This window comes from Pseudomonas sp. Marseille-Q5115 (assembly GCF_916618905.1).
In the GTDB taxonomy this organism is placed as follows: domain Bacteria; phylum Pseudomonadota; class Gammaproteobacteria; order Pseudomonadales; family Pseudomonadaceae; genus Aquipseudomonas; species Aquipseudomonas japonica_A.
In genome coordinates, this window is record NZ_CAKAKI010000001.1 from 1088279 (window position 1) to 1107372 (window position 19094).

Annotated in this window: 20 protein-coding genes and 1 pseudogene; 13 read left to right on the plus strand and 8 right to left on the minus strand. The window is 63.1% G+C overall.

The annotated features are described in order from the left end of the window. Window positions 1–250: 250 nt before the first annotated feature. Together LG385_RS05195 and LG385_RS05200 are read right to left on the minus strand one after the other, a co-directional pair. The gene (locus LG385_RS05195) at window positions 251–526 is read right to left on the minus strand and encodes a type II toxin-antitoxin system RelE/ParE family toxin (RefSeq protein WP_225772929.1); all 276 of its coding nucleotides are present in this window, start codon (window positions 524–526) and stop codon (window positions 251–253) included. Next, window positions 526–798, minus strand: a complete 273-nt coding sequence (locus tag LG385_RS05200; protein ID WP_225772932.1) for a CopG family ribbon-helix-helix protein — start codon at window positions 796–798, stop codon at window positions 526–528. The genes LG385_RS05195 and LG385_RS05200 overlap by 1 nt, the downstream gene beginning before the upstream one ends. A 203-nt stretch (window positions 799–1001) precedes the next feature. On the opposite strand from LG385_RS05200, the pseudogene LG385_RS05205 reads away from it, so the two are divergent. The 8 genes and pseudogenes from LG385_RS05205 to LG385_RS05240 all read left to right on the plus strand — a co-directional run. Then, window positions 1002–1257: pseudogene (locus tag LG385_RS05205) on the plus strand (hypothetical protein); the annotation flags it as partial. A 251-nt stretch (window positions 1258–1508) separates the two neighbouring features. Then, window positions 1509–2858 carry an MFS transporter gene (locus LG385_RS05210; protein WP_225772934.1) on the plus strand — a complete coding sequence of 450 codons (1350 nt, stop codon included), beginning with the start codon at window positions 1509–1511 and terminating at the stop codon, window positions 2856–2858. A gap of 13 nt (window positions 2859–2871) precedes the next feature. Continuing rightward, the gene (locus LG385_RS05215) at window positions 2872–4635 is read left to right on the plus strand and encodes a dihydroxyacetone kinase family protein (protein ID WP_225772936.1); all 1764 of its coding nucleotides are present in this window, start codon (window positions 2872–2874) and stop codon (window positions 4633–4635) included. Next, window positions 4628–5098 (plus strand): ribose-5-phosphate isomerase, encoded by a 471-nt coding sequence (locus LG385_RS05220; RefSeq protein WP_225772938.1) that lies wholly within the window; start codon window positions 4628–4630, stop codon window positions 5096–5098. The genes LG385_RS05215 and LG385_RS05220 overlap by 8 nt, the downstream gene beginning before the upstream one ends. Then, window positions 5095–5874 carry a triose-phosphate isomerase family protein gene (locus LG385_RS05225; protein WP_225772940.1) on the plus strand — a complete coding sequence of 260 codons (780 nt, stop codon included), beginning with the start codon at window positions 5095–5097 and terminating at the stop codon, window positions 5872–5874. Before LG385_RS05220 ends, LG385_RS05225 begins: the two co-directional genes overlap by 4 nt. Beyond that, window positions 5859–6689 carry a sugar phosphate isomerase/epimerase family protein gene (locus tag LG385_RS05230; protein WP_225772942.1) on the plus strand — a complete coding sequence of 277 codons (831 nt, stop codon included), beginning with the start codon at window positions 5859–5861 and terminating at the stop codon, window positions 6687–6689. The genes LG385_RS05225 and LG385_RS05230 overlap by 16 nt, the downstream gene beginning before the upstream one ends. Before the next feature lie 24 nt (window positions 6690–6713). Further along, complete coding sequence (locus LG385_RS05235) at window positions 6714–7583, plus strand: phosphogluconate dehydrogenase C-terminal domain-containing protein (RefSeq protein WP_225772944.1); 870 nt, start codon at window positions 6714–6716, stop codon at window positions 7581–7583. A gap of 69 nt (window positions 7584–7652) precedes the next feature. Further along, window positions 7653–8693: a Gfo/Idh/MocA family protein gene (locus LG385_RS05240; RefSeq protein WP_225772946.1), complete on the plus strand. Its 1041-nt coding sequence runs from the start codon at window positions 7653–7655 to the stop codon at window positions 8691–8693. 68 nt (window positions 8694–8761) lie between these two features. Here the strand turns inward: LG385_RS05240 and LG385_RS05245 are convergent, their stop codons facing one another. The 4 genes from LG385_RS05245 to LG385_RS05260 are packed head-to-tail and all read right to left on the minus strand — an operon-like array spanning window position 8762 to window position 13176. Continuing rightward, the gene (locus LG385_RS05245; RefSeq protein WP_225772948.1) at window positions 8762–9712 is read right to left on the minus strand and encodes a D-ribose ABC transporter substrate-binding protein; all 951 of its coding nucleotides are present in this window, start codon (window positions 9710–9712) and stop codon (window positions 8762–8764) included. A 32-nt stretch (window positions 9713–9744) separates the two neighbouring features. After that, a complete protein-coding gene (locus LG385_RS05250) occupies window positions 9745–10839 on the minus strand; it encodes an ABC transporter permease (protein ID WP_225772951.1) in 1095 nt (364 codons plus the stop codon). 1 nt (window position 10840) lies between these two features. Then, complete coding sequence (locus LG385_RS05255; protein WP_225772956.1) at window positions 10841–12421, minus strand: sugar ABC transporter ATP-binding protein; 1581 nt, start codon at window positions 12419–12421, stop codon at window positions 10841–10843. Further along, the gene (locus LG385_RS05260) at window positions 12418–13176 is read right to left on the minus strand and encodes a DUF2291 family protein (protein WP_225772958.1); all 759 of its coding nucleotides are present in this window, start codon (window positions 13174–13176) and stop codon (window positions 12418–12420) included. The genes LG385_RS05255 and LG385_RS05260 overlap by 4 nt, the downstream gene beginning before the upstream one ends. Before the next feature lie 157 nt (window positions 13177–13333). Here LG385_RS05260 and LG385_RS05265 point away from each other — a divergent pair, with 157 nt between their 5' ends. The 3 genes from LG385_RS05265 to nanR are packed head-to-tail and all read left to right on the plus strand — an operon-like array spanning window position 13334 to window position 15990. After that, window positions 13334–14056, plus strand: a complete 723-nt coding sequence (locus LG385_RS05265; RefSeq protein WP_225772960.1) for a hypothetical protein — start codon at window positions 13334–13336, stop codon at window positions 14054–14056. Next, window positions 14053–15255 (plus strand): hypothetical protein, encoded by a 1203-nt coding sequence (locus tag LG385_RS05270; RefSeq protein WP_225772961.1) that lies wholly within the window; start codon window positions 14053–14055, stop codon window positions 15253–15255. Before LG385_RS05265 ends, LG385_RS05270 begins: the two co-directional genes overlap by 4 nt. A 39-nt stretch (window positions 15256–15294) precedes the next feature. Then, window positions 15295–15990 (plus strand): transcriptional regulator NanR, encoded by a 696-nt coding sequence (nanR, locus tag LG385_RS05275; protein ID WP_225772964.1) that lies wholly within the window; start codon window positions 15295–15297, stop codon window positions 15988–15990. Window positions 15991–16038: 48 nt separating this feature from the next. Here the strand turns inward: nanR and LG385_RS05280 are convergent, their stop codons facing one another. After that, complete coding sequence (locus tag LG385_RS05280; protein WP_225772966.1) at window positions 16039–17028, minus strand: zinc-dependent alcohol dehydrogenase family protein; 990 nt, start codon at window positions 17026–17028, stop codon at window positions 16039–16041. Between the two features lie 146 nt (window positions 17029–17174). Here LG385_RS05280 and LG385_RS05285 point away from each other — a divergent pair, with 146 nt between their 5' ends. Then, window positions 17175–17597 carry a winged helix-turn-helix transcriptional regulator gene (locus LG385_RS05285; RefSeq protein WP_225772968.1) on the plus strand — a complete coding sequence of 141 codons (423 nt, stop codon included), beginning with the start codon at window positions 17175–17177 and terminating at the stop codon, window positions 17595–17597. A 90-nt stretch (window positions 17598–17687) separates the two neighbouring features. Beyond that, on the plus strand, window positions 17688–18023 hold the full coding sequence (locus tag LG385_RS05290) for a hypothetical protein (protein WP_181112828.1): 336 nt from the start codon (window positions 17688–17690) through the stop codon (window positions 18021–18023). Window positions 18024–18122: 99 nt separating this feature from the next. On the opposite strand, the gene LG385_RS05295 is transcribed toward LG385_RS05290, so the two are convergent. Then, window positions 18123–19082 (minus strand): quinone oxidoreductase family protein, encoded by a 960-nt coding sequence (locus LG385_RS05295; protein WP_225772970.1) that lies wholly within the window; start codon window positions 19080–19082, stop codon window positions 18123–18125. Between the last annotated feature and the right edge of the window lie 12 nt (window positions 19083–19094).

The following is a 19094-nucleotide window of genomic DNA, read 5'->3' on the forward strand; positions in this document are numbered from 1 at the left end:
CATACTGAGCGGATGATAAATGACAAGCTTTTAGGACTTAACATAGGCGCGCCAGTTCAGCACTCGCTATTACGGCGTATCCCTGCGCAACGCCGCAGGCCCGCGCTTTAGGCATGTAACATCGTTAAAGGCTTAAGCAGCCTTACAACGTTGCTTGTGACTGTCCTTCATAGAGTGCAGCGAGCAGCCAGTTTGTGCCGGCACTGACCGGCCGCTTTGGGTCGATAGGAGTCATCCAACTTGAACCTAATCATCGGTGTTCTCGGCTATGCCATAGCCGCAGCAGGTAAATAGTGGCACCTGCGATCTCATAACGAATTTCATAACTGCCTACCAACAGCCGACGCACGTCGCGGGGCTCAAACTCGTCCAGCCGTTCGCCAATCCGCGGGTTCGTGAGCAACGTGAGCGGTGCAGCCGTCAGCTGCTGCACTGTGCGTCCGGCAGCAGGGCGATTTACCAGGGCCAGAAATTCATACAGCCGAGCCAAGTCTGACACGGCCTTGCTGGTCCACTGCAGCTCCATCAGCGCGGCACCGGCAACGGCGTCTCGGTGTCCAGACTCGCAGCCCACGCTTGCACCGCCTGGTGATCAATCACCCGACCTGCATCGACGTCGAGCAGGGCCTCACGAGTGAGGCGACTGCGCTCTTCCTCCTGGTCAAGCCAGGCCGACAAAGCTTGTTTCACGATCCAATTTTTCGAACGCTCAAGACGTTCGGCGATTTCATCGACGCGCTCAGCGAGCTCGACCGGAACGTGCGCGGTGACGGAACGGGTTTTTGCAGCGGCGGCCATGACGCATTACTCCTAGGTCTTAATCGGATTAAATCATAGTGATTCATCCTGCTGAACTGAAGCGAATTTTGGTTTAGGACACAGCAGAATACAGGGCCGCGTGAAAACTAGTGATAAAATAGGTTATCAAGAGTTTCGGTCCGGTCGGCTTTCAGCCCATTTTGGAGTGGAGGGAGGGAAATGAGAGGGTTAGCGTCCACTTGAACATCCGGGCCTACTCGGACAAGAAGCAGTTCCCGATCATCCCCGTGCAACCTGTGTGGCTCCCAGGAAAACCTGCAGCGACAGGCGGTCAAGGACATGCTGGTGGAATGGGAGCGCAAGCACCCGGGGCGCACCGAGAATATTTTCCGTGGCCTGCAGAACGTAGTGGCTTCGCACTTGGCCGATCGCGGCCTGTTCAACTTCACCGACCTACGCAGGCGCAACGCGTTCCAAGCAGCATCGGACGAACGGTAATCCCGTAATAACCCCCTCTATTTCCATAGCCTCAGCGGCCTTTCTGCCCACTGTTATGACTGGTAGAGAGATCATACCATCATCCAAGTATACAAACAGTTCAGGTGATGCTAGAACTCTTCCATGCCCGTGGCGCTGTGAGCCCGGGTGAGGCGTGGATCGCTGCCTTATCGCGACCCTAATAAGAAAACACTCGTCACATCGGTGGTCGCTCTGGCGAACACCCTGTCGATGAGCCGGAGAGAAAAGACATGTCCCAGGTCTCCGCAGCCCCCCAGGTCGAGCAATCGGCTATTCGCAAGATCTCGCTTCGCCTGGTGCCCTTTGTGGCACTGATGTTCTTCATCAACTTCCTCGACCGTACGGCGATTTCCTTCGCGGGCCCTAATGGCATGACTCAGGACCTGGGGTTGACCATCGCCCAGTTCGGCATGGCCTCGGGCATCTTCTTCATTGGTTACATTCTTCTGGAAGTGCCGAGCAACCTGGCCTTGCATCGCTTCGGCGCGCGCAAGTGGCTGGCGCGGATCATGGTGTCGTGGGGCATCGTTTCGCTGCTGTTCACCTGGGTGTCCAGCGTGGAAGGGCTGTATGCCTTGCGCGTGCTGCTGGGGGTAGCCGAGGCAGGTTTCTTCCCCGGGGCCATTCTGTTCCTCAGCCTTTGGGTACCCGGACGCTATCGCAGCAAAATCCTCTCGCTGTTCTACCTTGCACAACCGCTCACGGTGGTCATCGGCGCCCCGCTGGCGGCGTGGCTGATCAGCCATGACGGCCTGTTCGGCCTGGCAGGCTGGCGCGTGATGTTCCTCGGGGTGTCGATACCCGCGATCGTGGTGGGCCTGATTGCCTGGTTCTACCTGGTAGACCGCCCGGCCAGCGCCAAGTGGCTCAACGAAGAAGAACGCACCTGGCTGGTTAGCGAGCTGGAACGCGAGCAGCAACTGGCCCAGGCCAGCACTCACCACCTCAGCGTCGGCAAGGCCATGCTCAACGGGCGGGTATGGGTGCTGTGCTTCATTTACTTCGGGTTCATCTATGGCCTGTATGCGTTGGCGTTTTTCCTGCCCACCATCATCGGCGGGTTCCAGGCGCAGTTCGGCACCACGTTTACCGTATTCCAGAAGGGGCTGATCACCGCCATCCCGTACCTGCCCGCAGCGGTAGCGCTGTACCTCTGGTCCCGTGACGCCACCAAGCGCGGCTGCCGCACCTGGCACATCGCGTTGCCGGCCGTGACTGGCGCAGTCAGCATTCCGCTGGCGCTGGCCATGGGGTCGCCGACCGCGACGGTAGCGGTGGTCACTATCACCGCGTGCTCCATCTTTGCGGCGCTGCCGAACTTCTGGACCCTGCCCACCCGCTTCCTCACCGGTGCCTCCGCGGCAGCCGCGGTGGCGCTGATCAATACCGTAGGCAACGTGGCCGGTTTTTCCGCGGGGTTCGTCACCGGCATGCTCAAGGAAACGACCGGCAGCTACGCCGTGCCGATGTTCGTGGTTGGCGGGCTGATGCTGATGTCGGCGGTGCTGATGGTGTTGCTGGGCCAACAGCGGCCTACCGCGTCGAAAGACACGCTGGCGCCCGTGCGTCACGCGCACTGAGGAGATAACAATAATGACCCGTCTGTTTAATCAGCCCTCCGATTTCGCCGGTGAACTGGTAGAAGGCTTTGTCGCGGTACACAGCGACAAGGTCCGCCGGGTGCCTGGCGGGGTGGTGCGCAATACCCGCACCCCCGACAACAGCGTTGCCGTGGTGATTGGCGGTGGCTCCGGCCACTACCCGGCGTTCGCTGGGTTGGTAGGGCAGGGGTTGGCCCATGCCGCGGTGATGGGCAACCTGTTCGCCTCGCCCTCGGCGCAGCAGATCTACAGCGTGGCCCGCCTGGCGAACAAAGGCGCGGGCGTGTTGCTCGGCTACGGCAACTACGCCGGCGACGTGCTGCATTTTGGCCTGGCCCGCGATCGGTTGCTGGCCGAAGGCATTGCCTGCGAAGTGATCGCGGTCACCGATGACATCTCCAGCGCGTCGAGCCAAGAGCTGCACAAGCGCCGGGGCATCGCCGGCGACTTGGTGGTGTTCAAGGCCGCCAGCGCCGCCGCCGAGGCGGGCTATGACTTTGCCGAGGTGGTGCGGGTGGCGCGGCATGCCAATCAGCGCACCCGGTCATTGGGCGTGGCGTTTACCGGCTGCACGCTGCCAGGCGCCGACCATCCGCTGTTCACCGTGCCGCACGGGAAGATGGCCCTGGGCATGGGCATCCATGGCGAGCCCGGTATCGACGAGGGGCCCGTGCCCAGCGCCGACGAGTTGGCTGAGCTACTGGTGGCGTCCTTGCTCAAGGACCTGCCAGAAGGGATAGGCCAGCCCGCCGGGCACCGGGTGGCGGTCATTCTCAACGGCCTGGGCAGCGTCAAGTACGAAGAACTCTTTGTGGTGTATCGGCGGGTGGCGCAACTGCTGAGCAATGTGGGGCTGACCGTGGTAGAGCCCGAAGTGGGTGAACTGGTGACCAGCTTCGACATGGCCGGCGTATCGCTGACTCTCTGCTGGCTGGACCCGGAACTGGAGCGGTTCTGGTGCGCCCCCGCCGCCACGCCGGCCTACCGCAAGGGCAACGTGGTGGTCGCCGCACGGCTGGGCACGCTGGACCTGGCCCCCTTGCAAGCCGCCGCGATCCCCCCCGCCAGTGCCAAATCCCGGCGCTCGGCCCATTGCGTGCTCCAGGCCCTGGAAATAGCTGAGCGTACCGTGCTCGAGCACGTAGAGGAGTTGGGCCGTATCGACGCGGTGGCCGGCGATGGCGACCATGGCATCGGCATGCAACGCGGCGTAATGGCCGCTGTGGCCCGGGCGCGTGAAGCGCTTGCCCAGGGCGCGGGTGCCGGTACCTTGCTGCGCTGCGCCGCCGACGCCTGGGCCGACAAGGCCGGCGGCACCTCGGGGGCCATCTGGGGCGTGGCGCTCACCGCGCTCGGGAGCAGCCTGGGCGACACGCTCGACCCCGACGCGACTCGGGTGGCCGAGGGCATTCAACACGCCAGCGACGGTATTCGCCACTTTGGCAAGGCGCAGGTGGGCGACAAGACGCTGGTGGATGTGCTGGTGCCCTTTGCCCAGGCCCTGAACGAGGCGGCGGGGCAGGGCCTTGAGCTGGCGGAGGCCTGGCGGCACGCCGCCGCGGTGGCCCGTGACGCCTGCACGGCTACTGCGCAACTACGCCCGAAAATCGGCCGCGCTCGCCCTTTGGCGGAGAAAAGCCTGGGTACCCCGGACGCCGGCGCCGTATCGCTGAGCCTGATCATCACCGCCATCGAGCCGCTGTTGGCGGCTGGAGTGAGCCCCGCACGCCGTCCAGAGGAGAGCCTTCATGAGTGACACACTGCGAATAGTCATCGGCTGCGACGACGCCGGTTTCGAATACAAGGAAGCGCTCAAACGCGACCTGCTGACCAACCCTCTGGTCAGCCATGTGGAGGATGTAGGGGTGGACAGCCAGAGCCATACCGCGTACCCCTTGGTAGCCATCGCCGCGGCAGAAAAAGTGGCTGCCGGCGACGCCGATCGTGCGCTGTTGATCTGCGGCACAGGCCTGGGGGTGGCGATCGCGGCCAATAAAGTACCCGGCATTCGTGCGGTCACGGCCCACGACAGTTTCTCGGTGGAGCGCGCCGTGCTCAGTAACAACGCCCAGGTGCTGACCTTCGGCCAACGGGTGATCGGCCTTGAGCTGGCCCGCCGCCTGTTGAAGGAGTGGCTTACCTACCGCTTCGACGAAACCTCAGCCTCTGCCCTCAAGGTCAAGACGCTGTCGGACTACGAGCAGGTCGGCACCCGATGAGCCGCCCGGTCGTTACGCTGGGGGTGAGCCTGAAGATGTACTTCGGCTACCAGCAGACGCTGGACTGGTCGCGGGCCATCGCCGCGCTGCTCCGGGAACATCCGCAGGTGCGCAGCGGCGCCATCGACGTATTCGTGATTCCCAGCTTTCCGATGCTGGCCGCTACGCTGGAGATTTTTCAGGGCCTGGCGACCGTCGGGGCGCAAAACCTTGCCTGGGAAGATCAGGGCGCCTGGACCGGTGAAGTCAGCCCCCACGTGCTAGCGGAAATGGGTTGCCAAGTGGCGGAAATCGGCCATGCCGAACGCCGCCGTTACTTCGCCGAGACCGATCGCCAGATCGCCGACAAGACCGCGGCGGCCTGGCGCAATGGGCTCACCCCCGTGCTGTGCCTGGGCGAAACCCGGGAAGGCAGCATCGCCGAGGCGGTGGCTGTGTGCAAAGGCCAGCTGGATGCAGCTCGTGCGCCTGCATTGGCGGCCGGGTTGAGCGGGGAGTTGATCCTGGCCTACGAGCCGCAATGGGCCATCGGCGCGGCGGAGCCAGCCAGCCCGGACTATATCGCCGGGGTGTGCCAGCAGCTACGGCGCGAAGGCGCGCGCGTGATCTATGGCGGCAGTGCGAAGCCCGGCTTGCTGAGCCAACTCGGCCTGCAGGTGGATGGGTTATTCCTGGGCCGCTTCGCCCACGATCCCCATGCGTTCGCCGCCATTCTGCAAGAAGCCGCACAGTGCGCCGCACATCCAAGGGAGATGCAGACATGGCAATCGGCCTGAGCACCTATTCGTTCTTCTGGCGCGCATCGGATCGGGTGCCCCAGCCGATGGACCTACCCGCCATGCTCCAACACACCGCCGACCTGGGCGCTACGGTGTTCCAGATCTGTGACTATGCTGGGCTCGAAGCCTTATCGCCGCAGCAGCTGCGCGAACTGCGGCAGCAGGCCGATGCGCTTGGGCTTACCCTCGAGCTTGGTACCCGTGGCCTGCGCACCGAGCACCTGCTCAAGTACCTGGGTTATGCGGACATCCTCGGCGCCAAGGTGCTGCGCAGCATGTTCAACGGCGCCGCGCACCGGCCCAGCCCTGACGAGGCCTTCGCACTGCTGGAAACCATTGCCCCACGGCTGGCCGAGCAGGGCGTACGGCTGGCGCTTGAAACCTATGAACAAGTGCCTTCCAGCACACTATTGGCTGTGGTCGAGCGCCTCGACAGCCCGTGGGTGGGGATTTGCCTCGACCCTGGCAACTGCGTGGCCGCGCTCGAACTACCTCAAGCCGTCATCGATCGCTGTGCAGCGCGCACCCTCAACCTGCACGTGAAGGATTTCGCTTTTTCGCGGCGGGACGGTTGGGTCGGCTTTACCTACGCAGGCTGCCCGTTGGGCGAGGGGCTGCTGGATTACGACTATTTGCGCGCGGCAGTCCAGCCCGAGGCGCGGGGCATCAACCAGATCATCGAACACTGGCTGCCGTGGCAGCTCGATGCCGCCAGCACCTGCGCGCTGGAAGACCAGTGGACCCGCCACAACCTCGATTACCTCAACGCCAAGGCTGCCACACCGCCCGGCGCCCCTCACTTCCCTCTTTGACAAGAACAATCCGAGGAACCACCCATGACCTACGAACTGAAAAAAATCGCCATCGTCGGTGCCGGCGGCAAGATGGGCATGCGCATTTCCGCCAACTTGCAGAACAGCCCGTACAGCGTCACCTATTGCGAGAATTCCCCCCGTGCCCAGGAACAGATCCTCGCGGCCGGCCGTAGCCTGTCGGAGACTGCCGAGGTGGTACCCAACGCCGATGTGGTGATCCTGGCGGTGCCGGATGTAGCGCTGGAAACCGTGTCGGCGCAAGTGGTGCCGCAACTGAAGAAGGGCGCCATCCTGCTGACCCTCGACCCCGCCGCGTCCTATGCCGGGTTGCTGGCCCATCGTGAGGGCATCCACCAGGCCGTGGCGCACCCGTGTCACCCTTCGGTGTTTCTGGAACGCACCACCAAGGAAGAACATGCCGACGCCTTCGGCGGCACCGCCGCTGTGCAAGACGTGTGTGCGGCGTTTGAATCGGGCAACGACAAACAGCGCTCGGAACTGGCCAATATCATTGCCGTAATGTATGGCCCGGTAGGGCAGGTGCATTGGGTCACAGTCAAGCAGTTGGCCTATCTGGAACCTACACTGGTCGAGACCGTGGCCTGCATGGTCGGCACCTTCATGAAGGAAGCCCTGGACGAAACCATCAACCGTATCGGCGTACCGGAGGCCGCTGCCAAGGCCATGCTCTACGGGCATATCCAGATCGCCCTGGCGGTAGCGTTCCGCAGCACCAACCCCTTCTCCGATGCCTGCATGATCGCCATCGACTACGGCCGGGAGAAAATCATCAAGCCCGACTGGAAAACCATCTTCGACGAGCAGGAGCTCGACCTGATCATTGCGCGCATGCTGAAGATCGAGGCGGTGCGGCGGGTCGACGCGGCCTGATTTCGAGGTAAATGGAGCGCCCGGGTAAAGCCCGGGCGTTTGCCGTGTGCAAAATAAAAAGGAGGCAACATGGCGCATCAGCCACCCCTTCGCGGCGCCCTGATCGGCTGCGGTTTCTTCGCCCTCAATCAGTTACGCGCCTGGCAGGACCTGCCCGGCGCCGAGATCGTCGCGTTGTGCGATACACAGCCCGAACGCCTGGACGCTTTTTCAGCTCACAGCCCAAGCGCCGCGCGTTATACCGATGCCCAGCAGATGCTCGACGCGTTGGCCCTGGACTTCGTGGACATTGCCACGCCCACCTCCGCGCACAAGCCGCTGGTGCTCATGGCGGCACGTGCCGGTGTAGCGGTGATCTGCCAGAAGCCCTTCGCCGCCAGCCTGGACGACGCTCGGCTGATGGTGAAAACCTGTGCCGAGCACGGCGTGAGCCTGACGATTCACGAAAACTTCCGCTGGCAAGCGGCGGTTCGCGCCACCATCGAACACCTGCGCGCAGGGGTGATCGGCACGCCGTTCTTTGGCCGGGTGAGTTTTCGCAGCGGCTTCGATGTATACCGGCTACAGCCCTACCTGGCTCAGACGCCACGGTTCATTATCGAAGACCTGGGTGTGCATGTGCTGGACATCGCCCGGGCCCTGTTCGGCGACGTACAACGGCTGAGCGCCCACACCCAACGGGTGAACCCTGCTATCAAGGGCGAAGACGTGGCGACCATTCTCCTGCGGCACGACACCGGCGTCAGCTGTGTTGTGGACATGAGCTATGCGACCCGGCTGGCCCGTGATTCCTTTCCTGAAAGCCTGATCGAAGTGGACGGCAGCGAGGGTTCGCTACGCTTGCTGGCCGATTACCGGCTGGAGGTTCACCGCGGCCCTGGGCAGGTTGAAACGATCGACGTTACAGGGCAGGCCCCCGGCTGGGCGGAAGCGCCGTGGGCTGCGATCCAGGGCAGCGTGCTACGCCTGCAGCAGGAATGGCTGGCCCACCAGCTGGCAGGTACGCCATGCGAAACCCATGGGGCGGACAACTACAACACCCAAGCGCTGGTGGAAGCGGCGTACCAGGCCGCCGAGCAAGGTACGGTGGTGGTGCCGGCCAGGTATTGATCATGTAGCGAAGTTGCGAGGTGCGCCCGCTATTGTAGGAGGCCGGCGCAGCTCGCGAATAAGCGCTACTACCTCATCCCAAACCCACCCTCGCGCACGTCCTTGCTGTTTTCCTTGGTCACCAATACACAGTCCACCGATTGCTTCTCGGGCTTGTCCGTTTTGCCGGTACGAAGGAACTGGTCCGCCTGTTCCATGGCCATGGCTGCCATCTGGGTCGCTTGCTGCAGGCCTGTGGCCGCGATGGGGCCGGTGGTTGCGATCTGCCGCACCACGTCGGGGTTGCCGTCGATCCCGACCACGATCACCTTGTCGTTACCGGCATTTTTAAGCGCCGCGGCGGCGCCGAGGGCCATGGTGTCGTTGCCGGCGATCACCCCGACGATGTTCGGGTTGCCCTGGATAATGGTCTGCATCACCGTGTAGCCCTGGGTCTGGTCCCAGTTGGCCGACTGCTGCGCGGCCAGTTTCAGGTCGGGGATCTGGTCCAGCACCCGATGGAAGCCGTCGGAGCGCACATGGGCGTTGATGTCCGACGTGCGGCCCTGCAGTTCCACGTACTCACCCTTGTAGCCCACCTTCTCGGCGAAGAACTCCGCCACCGAGGTGGCGCATTGCGAGTTGTTCGACACGATCTGCGCGGTGGCGATACCGTTGGCGTTCACTTCGCGGTCGATCAGGAACGCCGGGATACCGGCTTCCTGCGCCCGCTTGACCGCCGCGATCGAGGCGTCGGAGCCGGCGTTGTCGAGGATGATCGCACTGGCACGGTCGCCGATGGCCGTCTGCACCAGGCGAAGCTGCACGTCCGGGTCGTCGTTGTGAACCAGAGCGCTGGTGCGGTAACCGAGCTTTTTCGCCGCAGCCTCCGCGGTGTCCGATTCGGCCTTGTAGAACGCGTTGCTGTGGGACGGAGTGATGATCACGATCAGATGATCGGCCGGCTTGAATTCGGCAGCCTGGGCGGTGGCCGACACTACGCAGGCAAGGGACAGGGAAAGCGCAAAGACGGTTTTCATTGTTGTTGTCATCTCTTCGTGGGTGATCGGGGTCAGGCCTGCGGGCCGGGCAATGCTTCCTGCGCCTTGGCCTGGCGCTCGGCGCTGGATTTTTCAACGCGACGCTGCAACTGGTCCACGACCACGGCCAGGATGATCACCGCGCCGGTGATCACGGTCTGCCAGAAGTCGGAAATACCCACCAGTACCATGCCGTTGCTCAGCACGCCCAACACGAACGCGCCAATGAGGGTGCCGCCGATGGTACCTACGCCGCCAAACAGCGACGCACCGCCAAGCACCACCACGGCAATGGCGTTGAGTTCGTACGAGCTGGCAATGGCCGGGTTCGCCGCGCCCAACCGCGACGCGATGATCAAGCCGGCCAGGGCCGCGCAGAAGCCGGAGATAGCGTAGGTGCCGATCTTCACGCGGCCCACGCGCACACCGGACAGCTCAGCGGCGCGCTCGTTGCCGCCGATGGCGAACACCTGCCGGCCGAAGACCGTCTTGCGGCTGATGTACACCGCCACCAGCGTGAGCAGGATCATCAGCCAGATCGACACGGGCACCGACAGCACGCGCGCCGTACCCAGCCACAGAAAGCCCGTGTTGTTGAGTTCAGGGTTGCCCGCCAGGTTGCCGTAGGTGGCGCCGTTGGACACCAGCGACGCAGCGCCGCGGGCCATGTACAGCATGCCCAGGGTCATGATGAAGGGCGTGACTTTCAGCCGTGTGATGAACCAGCCATTCACCGCGCCCACCAACGTACCCAGCGCCAGGGTAGCGGCACAGATCAGCGGAATGCTGCCGAATGCCGACACCCCCAGCCAGGGCAGGCGCAGCCCTTCGGCGATCAGGCTTCCGGCAACCATGGCAACCAGCCCGGCGATGGCCCCTACCGACAGGTCGATACCCGCGGCGAGAATCACGAAGGTCATGCCGATGCCGAGGATGGCGAACACGGCCACCTGCTCAGCGACGATCACCAGGTTGCGTGCGGAAAGGAACGAAGGCGCGATCGAGGAAAACAACACCACCAATACCGCCAGCGCGAGGTATGCGCGCAGCTTGAGCAAAAGCAGCGGGAGCGAGCGCACGCCCAGGCCGGTGGGGTTGCCTGGAGCGGCAGAAAGGATATGGGCCATGTTACGCAGGCTCCTGCTGAGGGTGTTTGGGGTCGCTGTACGCGCCCACCTGGGACCAGGCCACCAGGCTGGCTTCGCACAGCTGAGCGCGAGGAAGGTTGGCGGTGATCCGGCCTTGGCACATCACCAGCACGCGGTCCGCGCCTCCCAGGATCTCGGTGAGGTCGCTGGAGGCGTACAAAATGGTCAGCCCCGCCTTGGCCAGCCCGTCGAGCACCTCGAACAGCTCTCGGCGCGCCTTGATGTCGATACCGCGAGTTGGCTCATCCAGCAGCAGAATGTGGGGTTCGGTGAGGAGGTTCTTGCCTACGACCACCTTCTGTTGATTGCCGCCCGACAACGAGGAAATGGCGATGTCAGCGTTGCTGGCCTTGATGTGCAGTTGCTCGATCATGCGGGCCACATCGGCCTGCATGGGCGCGGGTGCCAGCCCATGGCCGCGGGCATACCGCTTGAGGTTGGCCAGCAGCAGGTTGTCGCGCACCGAAGCGCCGGTCACCAACCCCAGCTTTTGCCGGTCTTCAGGCACCAGCGCGATCCCGGCCTGGATGCGCTCGGCGATAGCCTGGCGCAGTGGCAGCTCCACGCCATTGAGCGTGATGTGCCCGCCGATGGCCTTGCGCAGGCCGATCAGGGTTTCGAAGAGCTCCGTTCGCCCCGCACCCATCAACCCGTAGAAGGCCACCACTTCGCCCCGGCACACGCTGAAAGACAGCCTGTCCAATAACAGGCCACCGCGCCCATTGGCCACCGTCAAATCCCGGACTTCCAGCACGCACGGCCCCGCAGGGCTGGCGGCTCCCTCTCGCAGCTGGGTCGCCATGTTGCTGCCGATCATGCGTTCCACCAGCCACTCGATGGTGACCGAGCCTTTGACCCCCGTACCGACCAGATGCCCGTCGCGCAGCACGGTGAAGGTGTCGCCAATTTCGATCAGCTCTTCGAGCCGGTGCGAGATATAGATGATGGAAACGCCTTGAGCCTTGAGGTCGCTGATCAGTGAAAACAACACCTTCACTTCGGCTTCGCTGAGCGAAGAGGTGGGCTCGTCGAGGATCAGTACCTGCACATCGCTGACCAGCACCTTGGCGATCTCGATGATCTGCCGGGTGCCGATGCTCAAGTCCTGTACCAGGGAGTCCACGTCGATTGCCTGGCCCATGCGCGCCAGGGTCGCGCGCGCGCGACGGCGCTGCTCGGCGTGGCGCACCATCCCCCAGCCGTTACGCAGTTCCTTGCCGATGAACAGGTTCTCGGCAACGCTGAGGTTGGGGCACAGGTTAAGTTCCTGATGCACGATGCCAATGCCCAGCGCCATGGCCTGGCGCGGGTCGCTCAACTGCAGTGCCTCCTCGCCGCGAAACAGCTGGCCGCTGGTGGGTTGCTCGATGCCAGCGAGGATTTTCATCAAGGTAGATTTGCCTGCCCCGTTCTCACCGATCAATACGTTCACCTGGCCGTACATCACGTTGAAGTCCACGCCCTTGAGTGCCGTGGTGCCCTGGTACACCTTGGTGATCTGCCGCGCATGCATGGCTACGTTTGCAACGGCGCCGTCGCTGCGGCGCACGACGGTGCTCATGGCGACTCCTTGATCGTCACGCTGACGGGCACGATGCGCAGGGAGGAGGGCGACTGAAGGTTGAGCACCCCGGTGAAGTCCACGGTCTTGCCAACAAGGCTGGCGGCGGGCACCTGGCCATAGGCGTTTTCCAGCGCCACCTTGTTCAAGGCGGCCGCCACGTCGGCATATTGGGTCTGGTTGGTGAAGTTGTTCAGCGACATGTCCGGCACGATGTCACGCAGCACCGTGCTGATTACCAGCGGGCCCGTGAGCAGCTGCACCTTGGTATGGGCCAGGGCGGGCTCATCCGGGAACTCCAAAGTAAGCAGCCCCATGGGTGATTTGACGTCGGCCTGGGTTACGCGGGCCTGGCCGCTCACGGCGACGTTTTTGGCCCGGGTGTTGTGCGGCAGGCCATAGCGGTCCGCCGCGGCATTGCTGTCGTCCGCCAGCGCGCCGAGCAACGTGGCCAGTGGCACGGTGTTCTCTCTAAGGATAGGCGCGACGTCGGTTGCCCACTGTTGCCGGGCATAGGCCATGGCGTCGAAGCTGTCCACGGCGAACTTCTGGTTCTGGCCCTTGCCGTTCGCGCCTTGGGCGTCGTTGAGCACCACGCGGCCGGTGATGGGGTCCAGCGGGCGCAAGGTAACCAGGGGCCCGCCGGCCAGGTTCACGGCAACGAAGGCGGCAACAGCGAGGCCACTGACGAGCAAGGGCAGGCGGCGGGGTGGGGCGGCCTTTCGGGGATGGGCAGCGGCTGGCGCAGGCGTCATATGTGCAGAGCTCCTCGCCCATCGTGGGGCGATTTCTTGTACTTGTCAGGAGGTTCTGAAATCACTATATACCATCATCATACCAGTGGTGTTACTCTATTTTTGCTCGCCGAGCTTCGCGCATTACCCACCTATAACAACAAGGGAGTGTGGCGCCATGATGCCTGCCTGGTCGCTGGACAAGCGCCTTTATGGCACCGATCAACCTGCGCAAGCGCGCACTCACGTCACGGTAGGCCCTGTCGGGTTCTGGGCTGAAGGGCCGCAGTTGCGCCACCTCACCTTCGGGGGCATTGAAGTGCTGAGGGCGGTAGGCCTGGTGATTCGCGATGCCTGGTGGGGTAGCCATGTAGTTGAAGCCCAAGCCTGGAACGTGCAGGCCAGCGAAACACAGTGGAGAGGGGACCTCAGCGGTGCCGTGCCCGGCCCCGACGGCAGCGCGGCACTGGGTTGGCAACTGGTAGTGCAGGTAGGTCAACAGGGCCTGGTGGCCACCGCCCGGCTTATAGCCCAAGCAGATTTCACCACTTGCCGCGCCGGTTTGATGCTGCTAAATCCGCTGGCCGGTGTTGTCGGCGCCCCGGTTGCAGTCACCCATGGCAATGGAGAACTTGAGGAGGGGCGTTTTCCTGACCTCATCAGCCCGGGGCAGCCGTTCCTTGATATCCGGGAGTTACGCCACGCTCCCGCGCCGGGCCTGCGCGCCCATTGGCGCTTGAGCGGGGATACGTTCGAGATGGAAGACCAGCGCAACTGGGGCGATGCATCCTTCAAAACCTACAACCGGCCCTTGGCCTGGCCGTGCCCGTATGTGATCGAGGCCGGCAGCTGTGTGGAGCAGCAGGTGGTGCTCACCCTCAGCCGCGAGGTGGCGGCATGAACCACGCGATGATCCGCGTTACCGGGTTCGCGCCCCAGCCGCTGCCTGCGCTCGGCCATGGGCTATGGGTCGATCACTTGGACGACGGCGCGCAAGCCAGCTGGCTGGCGTCGCAGTTGGCCCCGCAGCATTTGGACCTGTTGGCAGACCTGCGCTTGCCAGGCAGCCACCAGCGCTTGCAGCAAGGCTTGGCCATCTGTGCGCTGTGCGGCGCTCAGGCCTGGCTGCTGGTGATCATCAACGACAACGAAGGCGAGGCCCAACTGCACGCCTTGGCGGCGAGCCTGTCCCATGCCGCAGTCAAACCTTCGGGCGTGCTGGTCACACCTGCCGCTTACCTGGAAAGTTATCAGCCCAGTGGGCCATGGCCCTCCGGGCTTACCCCGAATCAGGCACTGTTACTGGCACGTGCCGCATTGCCGGGTGTGCCGATCGGCGCGGGCGTACCTACCTATTTCACCGAACTCAACCGCTGCCGGCCGACCCCGGGCAGTTTCGACTACCTCACCCATGCCACATCGCCAACCGTGCACGCGGCCGATGATGTGTCGGTGATGGAGACCTTGCAGGCGCTGCCCGATATCGTTCGTTCAGCTCAAGCCCTGGCCGCAGGCCAACCCTACCGCATCACCACCAGTGCCATCGGCGCGTGGCGCAATCCGTATGGTGGCCAGCTCACGCCTAACCCTGACCGCCAGCGCCTGACCCTGAGCGAACGGGATCCCCGGCAGCATGGGCTATTGGCGGCAGCGTGGACGCTGGGGCACTACGCTGCAACGCATCGCGGTGGGGTTCAGGCCACGGCATTATGGGCGCTCAATCCGCCCTTCGCCATTGCCGACGAAGGCCGCTACTGGCCCGTGTTCCACGTACTCAGGGCATTGGCCGCAGGGCATGGCCAGCGCGCGCTGGCGCTTGACTGCTCCGGGGCCGGTGCAGCGGCAATAGGTTGGCTGCAACAGGAAAGCAACCTGGCTCGGGTATGCGTGGCGAACCTTACGGCGCTGCCGTTGACGCTGGGGTTTGCCGACCTGGTGCCGCATGCCGCCGCTGTGCTCGGGCCCCTGGCGTTTCACCTGGCGCTGGAAGAACCGGGGTTCATGGACTACCGCGAAGCCGTACCGAGGGTGCTTGAACCCTTTGCCTGCGCGGTGATCGACTGTTCGCTGGACGTCGAGCCCGCCTCGAAATGGTGCTAACTTACCGCCTTTTTGGTGAATGCCGGAGCTGTCTGCCTAATGTCCGAGATCAAGAAACGCCTGATTCAGCGCAAGAAGCTGTCCGACATTGTCTTCGAGCAGCTGATCAGCCTGATCGAAGAGGAAAACCTGCAGCCGGGCGACCAGATGCCCGCCGAGCGCGAGTTGATGGAAACCTTCGGTGTAGGCCGCCCGGTAGTGCGTGAAGCGATGCAGCGGCTGGCCGGCATGGGCATGATCACCATCCAGCACGGTGAGCGAGCGCGGGTAGGGCGGGTGGACATGCATTCGATGATCGGCCAGATCGACCTGGCTGCCCGCCATCTTCTGTCCAGCTCGGCTGAAAACGTCGACCATCTGCGGCAGGCACGGGCGCTGTTCGAAACCGGGTTGGTAAAGGTAGCCGCCGAGCGTGCTTCTGATGCCGACATCGCTGTGCTGGAGGATGTCGTCGCGCGCATGCACACCTTCCGCGACAGCGACGACTTCATTCTGATTGACATGGAGTTTCACGGAGAGCTCGCGCGCATCTCCGGTAACCCGATCTATATGGCGATTTCCCGGGCCATCCTCGAATGGATGGCCGACTACCGTCGGGAAATGCTGCGCTTCAAGGAGCGTGAGCAGACCTTGCGAGAGCACGAAGCTATCCTGGCTTGCATCAAGGCCCGCGATCCGGCGGGTGCCGAGCGGGCGATGTCGGATCACTTGGTGAAGCGGATTGAGGCGCGGTAGGCGCCATAGCAATCACTGCATGGCCCTCATTGCAGGGCCAGGCCGAGCCTAGATATGGACGACGATTTTGCCGATCTGAGCGTTGGACTCCATATACTCGTGCGCCTCGACGATCTGATCGAAGCTAAAGGTTCTGGCGATCAACGGCCGCAGCGCTCCGCTTTCCAGTCCTTTGGAGATAAAGGCCTTCGCACTGTTCAAGCGCTCGGGGTCCTGCGTGATTTCGAACAGCTGGTATCCGCGAATCGTCAAATCTTTCCCGAGTACTTCCATTACTGGAATGCTCAGGTCCGTGGTATCCAAGGCGCCGTACTGGAAGAAAATACCAAGGTAGCTGAGCGCCCGAAGCATATTGGCTACTTCGGGCCCGCCGACTGGGTCGAATGCCATCCGCGCACCTTTATTCTCGGTAATACGGTTGACCTCGGCTACCAGGTCCTCCTCCTGGGTTGCGATCACATGGGCGGCGCCTGCATCCAGCAACGCCTGCCGCTTTTCGCTGCTACGGGTCAGCGCCACGGGTAGGGCCCCTACCAGGTTCGCGATCTGGATGGCCGCGAGGCCAACGCTGCTCGACGCCGCGCGAATCAAAACCGTCTCGCCCTTCTGCAGTTTGCCGATTTCAATCAGGGCGCCATACGCAGTCACGAACTGCATCCAGGTGCCTGCCGCTTCCACCGCCGTAAGCCCCTGCGGTTGACGGACGATTGCATGTACCGGCGCCACCGCCAGCTCGCCATACAGGCCATAGTCGGCGAACGAGAACGCTGGGATCACGTTCACTTCGTCGCCAACGGCATATTCGATGACGCCCTCGCCAACGCTTTCGACAGTTCCCGCAGCTTCGTACCCCAGGGTAGCGGGCAGCTGGGGCGGGAAGGTGTATTCCCCCCGGCGATACATAGCCTCAGCGCGGTTCAGCCCCAATGCCTTCACCTTGATGCGGACCTCGCCCGCACGTGGGGCACGTACCTCTACTTCATCGATCTGGAGCACTTCGGGTCCACCGGTACGATGGAATCGGACAACCTTAGACATGTGTAATCCTCGCAAAATGGTTGTATCCCAGGTCCAGGCGCTTGACCCGGCTTGAAGGCAGCATGCTAGAGTTTTGTCCGCTGGCGTGCATACGGCATAAATCCGCATGTAGTGCCAAAAAGCGTACTACCACGGCGGAGATTCCGGTGACCAAACTTCGAAACTATGACGGTGCCCCCGGCTGCTCGGTAGAGGCGGCGCTGCATATCATGGGCGGCAAGTGGAAAGGGGTGATCCTCTATCATCTGCTGGATGGCACCCACCGCTTCAACGAGCTGCAGCGCCGTCTTACCGGGGTTCCGCCCAGGCTACTGATCAAGCAGCTTCGCGACCTTGAAGAGGACGGCCTCGTAGTACGTACCGTCTACGCCGTGGTACCCCCTAAGGTTGAATATGCACTGAGCGACGAGGGCCGAAGCCTGGAGCCGTTCCTGCTGGGGCTGTGTGCCTGGGGGGATGCTTGGCTGGCTCGGCGGGGCATGAAGACCGCCGTGCAACTGAAGCTCGATGCAGAACCGGAATCCGCCGTGCACACCGACGAAAGCGCCACCCACGCCTCGTCGATGTAATGAACCCCTGAGCCTTCTGTGATTAGCCATATGCGCCAGCATCACTGGCTGCAGTCGCAATGGGTTGAAGATTAAAACATTGGGACAACCATGAACGACCTGACCGAAGAAGAAATGCGCCGCGCCTTGTTTGGCGCCGCGCAGGCGCCTGCGCCCACGCATGTACACATCCCCGACCCCATGGAGGCTATCCCGGACGTAGTCATCGTGCCGACCGCTTCCGTGGCAAGGAAACGAAAGGTTGATAAAGCGTTTACCCCCAGACTCAGGGTTACGCTCAGGGTGGGGAATGCCTTTGAAGGCGAGACGCAGGAGCTGGTGCATGAGGCCGATACGTTGAGCACGTTGCTGGCGGAGCAGGATGCGGTGAAGGCTGCGCGGAAGAAATTTCGCTATGTGGAGGTGGTATCGGTCAAGCCGATGTAGGTCTTCATCCCGAGCGGCGAGGAAGGTCATACTGCGATTGGCCGGCAGTAGTACACATGGTTTTAGTCGCAGCGGATGGTTGCTCAAGGCCCTCCACGATCAAGGCACCAGAATGACTTTGCCCGCGCTGCCCTGATGTACTTCCGTGTAGCGCGATACACCCTCTTCGAGCGGCGACTCAAGCAGCCCTGTCGGTAGCGGTAGGGAGCCTTCGTCGAACAGTGTGCCGAACTGCTCCAGCATCCGCGCGCAGGCTTCAACGCCGTACAACAGTGAGTTGATGCCCACCACCGAACCGCCTTTGCGGTAGAGCGCCAGTGCTGGCAGCTGAACGTGGCCGTCCACGGGTGCAGCGATAATGGCGATGCGGCCAAATTGTGCCAGCGCAGGCACGGCGGCAGGGAGCCAGAAGCCGGTAGTGTCGAAAATCACGTCTGCGCCGCCGGAAAACACGGCGTTCACCTGGGCGCCGAGGTCTTCCGGCTTGCCGAGTTGGATTGCGTTGAAGCCCTGCATTTGCAGTGCTTGCAGGTGATCCGGTCGACGTACCGCGGCCAGCACCTGCGCGCCGCGCACTTTCGCCAGTGCAATGGCCGCGCTTCCCACAGCACCATTGGCACCGATCACCAGCAAACGGGTGCCGGCCTGCACCTGGCTGCGCTCAAGCGCATCCCACGCTGTGGTATAGGGCACGCCCAGGCTCGCCGCCTGAGCAAAACTCAGCGAGGACGGCTTGAGCGCCACGCCGTTGGCGGGGAGCGCAATGTAGCTCGCATGTGAGCCGTCGCGAAGAAAGCCGATCTCCTTCCCGGTACCCCAGACTGCCTGACCGATCAGCGCCTGCGGGCCTTCGACGACGACGCCTGCGAAATCGCGACCCGGCACCCGAGGCATCGTGGTGTAAGGGAAGCGGCCGAGCACGTTTTTCACGTCGCTTGGGTTAAGGCCCGCAGCTTTAATCTGCACAAGAATTTCGTCAGCCGCCGGGACGGGCCTGGAGAGTTCGACGACTTGCAGCGCAGCCAGGTCGCCGGTGCTTGAGAATTGCAAAGCTTTCATGGTGGTCATCCA